General features: G+C 65.1%; 5 protein-coding genes and 1 pseudogene. 5 read left to right on the top strand and 1 reads right to left on the bottom strand.

The window, feature by feature from the left end; translation table 11 throughout:
* Positions 1-655: 655 nt before the first annotated feature.
* Positions 656-1,012 carry a hypothetical protein gene (locus FV223_RS01645; RefSeq protein WP_147725101.1) on the top strand — a complete coding sequence of 119 codons (357 nt, stop codon included), beginning with the start codon at positions 656-658 and terminating at the stop codon, positions 1,010-1,012.
* A 1,218-nt stretch (positions 1,013-2,230) separates the two neighbouring features.
* Here FV223_RS01645 and FV223_RS01650 read toward each other — a convergent pair.
* Entirely contained in the window at positions 2,231-2,818 is a 588-nt protein-coding gene (locus tag FV223_RS01650) for a hypothetical protein (protein WP_058191639.1), read from the bottom strand.
* A gap of 397 nt (positions 2,819-3,215) precedes the next feature.
* Between FV223_RS01650 and FV223_RS01655 the strand changes: the two genes are divergently transcribed.
* The 4 genes and pseudogenes from FV223_RS01655 to FV223_RS01670 all read left to right on the top strand — a co-directional run.
* On the top strand, positions 3,216-3,725 hold the full coding sequence (locus tag FV223_RS01655) for a hypothetical protein (protein ID WP_147725103.1): 510 nt from the start codon (positions 3,216-3,218) through the stop codon (positions 3,723-3,725).
* 179 nt (positions 3,726-3,904) lie between these two features.
* Complete coding sequence (locus FV223_RS01660; protein ID WP_147725105.1) at positions 3,905-4,639, top strand: hypothetical protein; 735 nt, start codon at positions 3,905-3,907, stop codon at positions 4,637-4,639.
* Between the two features lie 183 nt (positions 4,640-4,822).
* Complete coding sequence (locus FV223_RS01665; protein ID WP_147725107.1) at positions 4,823-5,737, top strand: site-specific integrase; 915 nt, start codon at positions 4,823-4,825, stop codon at positions 5,735-5,737.
* An 18-nt stretch (positions 5,738-5,755) separates the two neighbouring features.
* Positions 5,756-6,749, top strand: a pseudogene (locus tag FV223_RS01670) (IS91 family transposase); the annotation flags it as partial.
* Between the last annotated feature and the right edge of the window lie 209 nt (positions 6,750-6,958).

The following is a 6,958-nucleotide window of genomic DNA, read 5'->3' on the forward strand; positions in this document are numbered from 1 at the left end:
GGAACGGTCGACAGAGGTCAAGACAGCCTGCCCCTATTCGAACCGTCCATCGGGCCGCAGGCGGAAAACGCGCGGTCGGTGGCTATCCGCGACGGCGCGGTGGTCGAGGAGATCGCCGTCTCGTGGATCGCGCGAGGGATGATTACCCGAATGGGCGGGAATCGCTTCCTTGCCGGCTCCGTCGCCACAGGCGATGCAGCCCGGTCGGAAGGACCCACCCGGAAAATCCGGATCGACCGTGGCCTCTGTCCGGCGCTATTTTCTTGGCGCCAAGACACAGGTGCCGAAGCTCCACTCGGCATCCTTTCGGTTTGATTTGAAGCTCATTACCTTGAAGCCCGAGCTGAATTGTGGGTATTTACTTGTCTCCGCGTGAACATCGCCGTCGCTCAAACGCTTCCAGCACTCCACCTTAACCTGCGATGCTGCGTATGCCGGGCCGAAAATCATGGAATTACAGAATACAACAACGAGTGATAATTTGGCGATCATCGGATTATCCTTAGTGCACACGAGACGCGATCAAATATTAATGATTTAGGTATTGATTCCGACTATGACGGAAATACTTCGACGCAGATTTGCATTACATCAGCGGTGGTCGAAACATTCAACCGGGTGTCCTATGCGAGTGGTCCTAGCCGCGATCTTCGGCATGACGGTTCCGACGGCTGTTTGTGCCGAGACTTGGCGGCCGGTAAGCAAGACGTCGATTTCGGTTACCGGAAAGGTTACTTTCACGAAAAACAATATCACGTTCCAGAACGGCCAATCGCTCGCGATCAAGGCGGCCACCGACGACGGGATCGACGGCCAGTTATTCAAGGTGCTGAAGCCGGCCGATCCGATGCTTCTTCGGGGCAACACGCTGTGCGGTCGGTCGGCGGTGAAATATCTGCTGGTCGTCGGGCAAGGTAGTACGGGCAGAGATCTGAGCGTCTACGACGGTGCGGGAGAACCGACACAGGAGACGTCGTCCTGCGCCTCGTACTCGTATCGGGTTGGTCCATAGCAAGGCCATGCGGACGACATCTTGGCGTTGATGCACTCCATCATCTCCCCGTTGAACTGAGGCATGATCTCGGAGGCGGTCGTCGGCCACCAGGTCGTGAGGCCGGTCGTGAACGCGCGATCCGGGTAGGCCTTCGCGAGCTTGACGGCCGCGACGTAGGTCCGCCTGCAATAGCTGGTCGGGGCTCTGGCGTGAACGTCCTGGGCGGGTGGTGGCTCATCGTGCTGCCCGGCTACGAGCACGCCTATGCTGACAGGGTCGCGCCGGCATTCATCCTATTCGAGCACGGTCGCGGTGCGTTCCCGTTCATGTGTTCACCGGGGCTTTCGCTGGCGGCGCCGACAGCGGGCGTGGTCGCGCCGCAATCGCGTTCGACCGGAACGGCAACGACGAGGGGGAATGCGGTCTGCGGCTCCGGATCGGCCGAGCCTCAGGCCAACGGCTCGCTTCAAGGCGGATCCCGCATCCTTGGCGGGGACGAAATTCCCTTCATCCCCTGCCGATGGCCGAGTTCTTCATCACCTTGCTAGTGCTGAATCCGGTGAGAGCACGCTTCACGCTGCGGCCCGGACGGCCGGACCTCCGGTCCGGGGGGAAGTTGAACCTTGGGCTATATCCGAGCGCGCCCATGCCGGACTATCGCCCCCCCTTTAGATGCTCCTTCGCGCGTATGCCCGCCGCTTGGAGCGACGTATGACAACCGCCGGTTTTGACGTACGGACAGCGTTCGCACAACAAATGTTGGAGGTACGACCTTGATCTTAAGCGCCACGAGTGGGGGGCTCAAACTTTGTGACGTTTGAAATAGATCAACGTCCTCAGATGGATATCGTAGAGGGAAAACATTTGGGAGATTGCTCTGAGGTGGCCCCCAAGCCTCTGCTTATGAGCCATCTGCGATAATCCGCCCAAAAATTTTCTCTTTCATCTCGGTCGAAGAAACATGGAGCTGTCACTGCATACGCTTGAGCGCGGCCATGTGATAGCCGGCCGCATCGATCCTTTCGCTGCGCACACCGCTCAGGCGGGGCCATCACGTGATAACCGACCGCGGAGCAATACTGTTGCAGATGCGCTGGAAGGGTTATCAATAATGAGTCGAAAGAAAATTGACCAACAATCGCCGATCCCCATAGGGTCTTGATCAAATTCTCGGCGTTATCCGGGATTGAGCAACATGGCGCTTCATGGCGGCCAAATCTCAGGCCTGCGAACGCGTCACCGCGGTCGATGCGGGGGCAGTGTCGGACGCTTGTCCCGATGGGCGACGATATCGTTCAGGAAGCCCTGCCACTCCGGCGACGGCGGCTGGCAACCGAGCCGATAATCCTCGCGGAATTGCTCGGGCGTACGCCAAACCTCCAAATAGGACGACCCGTCTGCCTTCGCGGGAAGGTTCCGCTTCCGGCAGACGGAAAGCGCCCTTTCCTGCGCCTCGGGATCGGGCTCGTGCCGCCCCGTGAATCGCACGATGGCGCAGAGCGACAGGGCCATCTCGGACGGCAGACCAAGCTCGCGACGCACAGCAAGGGCGGCAGTCGAGCATCGTCTCCCGTACACGCGCAGGTTATGCCTGTTCATCACTCCCCGACGGGCTACGGGCCCGATCAGGTCCTCGTCGAATTTTGAAGGCTCGCCCGGGGTCTCCAGTGCGGCTGTCAGTTCCGCCCACGACATCCATCCCCACGCTTGCGCCATGACCGACCGCGCGGCCTCCATCGAGATGGGATGGCCGGCGGTTTCGAGGTGACGCCGAAGTTCGGACAACTTGCGTCCAGCGTGGAAGATCGAGGGCGGCCGAAACATTCGTACTCTCCGTTTCCATGGGTCGCGCCATGGATTCAGGCAGGGGGGCGCCGGTCAAGACGGCGCTTCCGGCAGCTCAAAGCAGGACGGCGGCTGAGATGCGGGGAAGGCCAGGTCGTTGGGCATACCTGGCAAGCGACCCTGGAACGACCGGCCCGCCCCCAACGACCTGGGCTTCGTGCCAGTCGCAGAGCGGGGGCCGTTCCGAAACAGCGAAGCGGTGGCCGAAGATCGCGACCCGCGCTATCATCCCAGCTAACGTCCGCCGCCGGCATGACGTTTGCTGGACGTCCTGAAGATAGCTGTTGACAACTTTATCGTACGATAAGGCCTTGCGCCTGGCCGCTAGACTAACGTTGCCGCCAGTGTCACGCATGACGGGATGGAGGAGAAGGCGATGAATGATACGGAAAACGATAGGGAGCACGCAGAGGCTTTCTGGAGGGACGTGGCTCAACGACCGCTCCATGATCTTATCGTCGCGGCGCACATGGACGGGGCGAAATGGGGTCGCAAGCCCTTCGCGGATTGGCTGCAGACCGTGCCGGGCATCCGGATGCAGACGGTCAAGTCGCCCGTGAAGAAAGCTGCCGCGGCGAAGAAGAGGGTCGCTAAGAACTCCACTCGCTCCGTCGCACCAACGCAGACCCGGGCCCTTCGCGGTGCCGGCCTTGCGGCTTTCGATGCCGTCAGGAAGGCGGGTCCGCTGACCTCGCTGCAGCTTCTGGAAGAGCTGCGGAAACCGGACGGCGGTCGCGTGAGCGAACAGCGTGACAACACTTTGCTGGCGGCGATGCGGCGACTGCGTAACACAGGCCGACTTGCCTACGACGGCACCCACTACACGGTGCCGGAACAGATCAAGCCCGACGCATTCCCCCCCGAGAAACCGGATTCGACGGGGTAATCCGGCCTCCCGGGCCACCCTGCGTGGGACGAAGCCCCCACTAGGCCGGCCCTGGCACCGTGACGGCGTCGATGAAGGCGTTCCGCGGGCGAAAAAGGTCGATGGACGAGGGTCAACCATCCTGCGGCGGTGACGCCGAAAACCAGACCAAGACACTCTCACCCGTTCCAGGAGCGACCATGCCCAGTACCGCCCGTACCATGCGACGCAACCGACTCTTCGACGACATCACCCTCTTGGCGATCGTCATCCCGGCCGCCAAGAGGGCCCCGGACAGGCGGTACAGCGAACACCGCCTCGGCGACGGCATGCTCATCACGCGCCGTGTCGATGGGGAGGGGCGGCGCGTGGTCAGATTATTGGTCCAGGGCACGCCCGTCCTCATGCTTTTCGAGGGCGAATGCGGCAATGCGATCGGCTTCGCCCGCGACGGCCACTGGAACCTGATCGTCAAGGAGCTTGTCCGCCCCTGGGGCGACTTCCTCTGTGAGATCGAGACTCCGGGGCTCTCACCCGCCCGCCGCGTCCATTCGACGAGGTCGCCTTATGCCGCGCGTGGCCGGTCGCACACCAGGACGATGTCCGGGCCGGAAATCGTCCTTTTCGTCGCCCGATATGTCGCATCGCTCGGGGATGAGGATCCGGTCGACGGGAACGTCATGGACTTCGTGAACGAATCCGAGGGGTTCCACCTGAAGATCGTCCGTACGGCGCAGGATATCATCCTCCTGGCCGACGGAACCGGCCGCACACAGCTCGTGGGCGTGCTGCGGCGGCACGATCTCGACCGCCCGGCCGAGATCCGTCACCGCCTCGCCTCCCCCTGGTTGACCGAGACGATGATCTTTCTCCGGGCCGATGCGGAGAGCATCGATCCCGCGGATCTCGTCGCCTTCGCCAGGGCCGGCACCTAGTGGTCAAAATCTGACGGTTGGTACCCACCGCGCGGGGCTGCTTTCGACCCATGCACGAACCCGCTTCGCGGGATGGGCCCTTCGGGGAGGTTGAGTGCGGGCGCCGAGCGTCGATGAACAGTTGAGCGGGTCCGGGCCGGGCTCCCAGCATGATGGATCACCGTCATCTTGGAGCAGGCCCCGATGTCCCAGCCGACCCTCACGTCCCCCTGTTCATCCGTTAGCCCGCTGCGCCAGCGCATGCTCGACGACATGCGCCTGCGCGGCCTGCGGCAGGAGACCCAGCGCGACTACATCCGCTGCGTCCGAAGCTTCGCCGCCTTCCTCGAACGCTCGCCCGACAGCGCGACGCCCGAGGACATCCGCCGCTTCCAGGTCCATCAGGCCGAGACTGGCGTCCAGCCGCCCACCGTCAACGGATCCGTGTCGGCGCTGCGCTTCCTCTTCACCGTCACCCTCGACCGGCCGGACCTGTCGCGTCGCTTCGTCCTGGTGCGCCAGCCCCGCAAGCTCCCGGACGTGCTCAGCGTCGCGGAGGTCGGCCGGCTGCTCGAAGCGACGCCGGGGCTGAAGTACAAGGCGGCGCTCGGCACCGCCTACGGCGCGGGCCTGCGCGTCTCGGAGGTGGCCGCCCTCAAGGTCGACGACATCGACAGCACCCGCATGCTGATCCGGGTCGAGCAGGGCAAGGGCCGCAAGGACCGCAACGCCATGCTGTCTCCGCAGTTGCTGGGGCTGCTCCGGCTGGGGTGGCGCGATGGCCGGCGCCGCGGCGTGATGCTGCCGCACGGGTGGCTGTTCCCGGGCCGGAGCCCCGTCGAGCCGATCTCGACCCGCCAGATCAACAGCGCCGTGCACGAGGCCGCCGACGCCGCCGGCCTGCGCAAGCTGGTGACGCCCCATACCCTGCGCCACAGCTTCGCCACCCACCTGCTCGAACAGGACGTCGACATCCGCGTCATCCAGGTGCTGCTCGGACACGCCAAGCTCGACGCCACCGCGCTCTACGCCCGGGTCGCGACCAAGACGATCCGCGCCGTCACCGGGCCGCTGGAGCGCCTCGCGCTGCTGATGGAAGGACAGAGCACAACCGGCTGACTCGGCGTTCGACCCGCGCTGGAGGTCGCCGACGTCTTCCGCGCTGCCGGGCCGGCCTACCGGGCGACCCAGGCCGGGCACCTGAGCCTGCCCCAGCTCAAGGTGATGGCGGCCATCGAGCGGTGCCGCACCGCCTCCCTCGGTGGTCATGTCGAGGGCTGCGGCGACTGCGGCCACACGCGCATCGCCTACAACTCCTGCCGCAACCGGCACTGCCCCAAATGCCAAAGGGCGGCCGCTCGCGCGTGGCTGGCCGCGCGTGAGGCCGACCTGCTGCCGGTGGGCTACTTCCACGTCGTCTTCACGCTCCCGGCCCAGGTCGCCGACATCGCCCTGCAGAACAAGGTCGCCGTCTACGACCTGCTGTTCCGGGCCGCCTCCGAGACGATGCTGACCATCGCCGCCGACCCGAAGCACCTCGGCGCGAAGATCGGGCTGACCGCGGTGCTCCACACCTGGGGCTCGGCGCTGACGCATCATCCCCACCTGCACACGATCGTGCCGGGCGGCGGCCTCTCGCGCGACCGCGCGGTGGGTGTCATCGCGCCCCGCCTTCCTCCTGCCGGTGCGGGTGCTGGCCAAGCTGTTCCGCCGCCTCTTCCTGGCGGGGCTGATCGCCCTGCACGACGCTGGACGGCTCGACTTCTTCGGCAGTCTGGCGCCGTTGACCGACCGCCGCGCCTTCCGGCGCTACCTCGCACCGATCCAGACGACGCGCTGGGTCGTCTACGCCAAACCGCCCTTCGCTGGTCCCGCGGCGGTGCTGGCCTACCTGTCGCGCTACACCCACCGCGTGGCGATCTCGAATGGCCGGCTGGTGGCGTTCGACGGGACCGGCGTCACCTTCCGCATCAAAGACTACCGTCGCGACGGGCCTGAGCGCTACGGGACCCTGACGCTGAGCACGCACGAGTTCATCCGGCGCGTCCTGCTCCACGTCCTGCCCAAGGGCTTCCACCGCATCCGGCACTATGGCCTGCTCGCCAGCGCTGGCCGCAAGGCCAACCTCGCCCGCGCCAGGGACCTGCTCGCCGTCCCGCCACCGACCGAGACTGAGGCGGCGGAGCGATCGTCGGCGTGGCGCCCGGCGTGCCCGTGCTGCGGCGGGCGCATGATCATCATCGCGGCCATCCCGAGCCCGGCTCAGCCGCGCGCCCCCCCCACCGCGCCGCGCTCCTCCGCGATGAGGGCGTCGTGACCCGGCCTGATCCAGTCCAGCCC

Source organism: Methylobacterium sp. WL116 (assembly GCF_008039455.1).
GTDB lineage: Bacteria > Pseudomonadota > Alphaproteobacteria > Rhizobiales > Beijerinckiaceae > Methylobacterium.

What these genes read in the sequence shown, in the direction of transcription:
- FV223_RS01655 (WP_147725103.1), top strand. Translation starts at nt 3,216, where the DNA reads ATGAATGATACGGAAAACGATAGGGAGCACGCAGAGGCTTTCTGGAGG.
- FV223_RS01650 (WP_058191639.1), bottom strand. Translation starts at nt 2,818, where the DNA reads ATGTTTCGGCCGCCCTCGATCTTCCACGCTGGACGCAAGTTGTCCGAA.
- FV223_RS01665 (WP_147725107.1), top strand. Translation starts at nt 4,823, where the DNA reads ATGTCCCAGCCGACCCTCACGTCCCCCTGTTCATCCGTTAGCCCGCTG.
- FV223_RS01645 (WP_147725101.1), top strand. Translation starts at nt 656, where the DNA reads ATGACGGTTCCGACGGCTGTTTGTGCCGAGACTTGGCGGCCGGTAAGC.
- FV223_RS01660 (WP_147725105.1), top strand. Translation starts at nt 3,905, where the DNA reads ATGCCCAGTACCGCCCGTACCATGCGACGCAACCGACTCTTCGACGAC.